The organism is Arthrobacter sp. STN4 (assembly GCF_024539665.1).
Taxonomy (GTDB): domain Bacteria; phylum Actinomycetota; class Actinomycetes; order Actinomycetales; family Micrococcaceae; genus Specibacter.
Genome location: NZ_JAKZGX010000080.1, coordinates 1 through 922, shown reverse-complemented (window position 1 = coordinate 922; position 922 = coordinate 1). Strand labels below are relative to the sequence as shown.

The window sequence follows — 922 nt, the reverse complement described above, 5'->3', positions numbered from 1 at the left end:
CCCTTCTTGCGCATCGCGGTGGCCCACAGGCGCCCGGCCCGGTAGGAGGAACGCACCAGCGGCCCGGACATGACGCCCAGGAAGCCGATCTGTTCCGCTTCCTCGGAGAGCTCCAAAAATTCCTGCGGCTTGACCCAGCGGTCCACCGGCAGGTGGCGCTCGGAGGGGCGCAGGTACTGGGTGATCGTGATCAGGTCGGTCCCGGCGTCGTGCAGGTCCTGCAGCGCCACCGAGATTTCCTCCCGGGTCTCGCCCATGCCCAGGATCAGGTTCGACTTCGTCACCATGCCCGCATCCCGGCCCTGGCTGATCACATCCAGGGAGCGTTCGTACCGGAAGGCGGGGCGGATGCGCTTGAAGATCCGCGGCACCGTCTCCACATTGTGCGCGAACACCTCCGGGGCCGAATCGCAGATCGCGCTGATGTGCCCGGGCTTGCCGGAAAAGTCCGGGATGAGCAGCTCCACCCCGGTGTTCGGGTTCAGCTCGTGGATCTTGCGCACCGTCTCGGCATAGAGCCACACGCCCTCATCGGCCAGGTCGTCCCGGGCCACCCCGGTCACGGTCGCGTAGCGCAGGTTCATCTGCACCACCGACTTCGCCACCTTCGTCGGCTCGAACATGTCGATCGGGGACGGCTTGCCGGTGTCGATCTGGCAGAAGTCGCAGCGGCGCGTGCACTCGGACCCGCCAATGAGGAACGTCGCCTCCCGGTCCTCCCAGCACTCAAAGATGTTCGGGCAGCCGGCCTCCTCACACACCGTGTGCAGGCCCTGGCCCTGGACCAGGTTCTTCATCGCAATGAACTCCGGCCCCATCTCCACCTTGGCCTTCATCCAGTCCGGCTTGCGCTCCACCGGCACCGCCGCATTGCGCTGCTCAATACGCAGCATCTTCCGTCCCTCAGGGGCCAGGCTCATGA

Annotated in this window: 1 protein-coding gene; it reads right to left on the bottom strand. The window is 66.2% G+C overall.

Annotation, left to right across the window (positions count from 1 at the left end; translation table 11 throughout):
* On the bottom strand, positions 1 to 920 hold a 920-nt coding region (lipA, locus tag MMF96_RS19410), incomplete at its 3' end, for a lipoyl synthase (protein WP_256884476.1).
* Between the last annotated feature and the right edge of the window lie 2 nt (positions 921 to 922).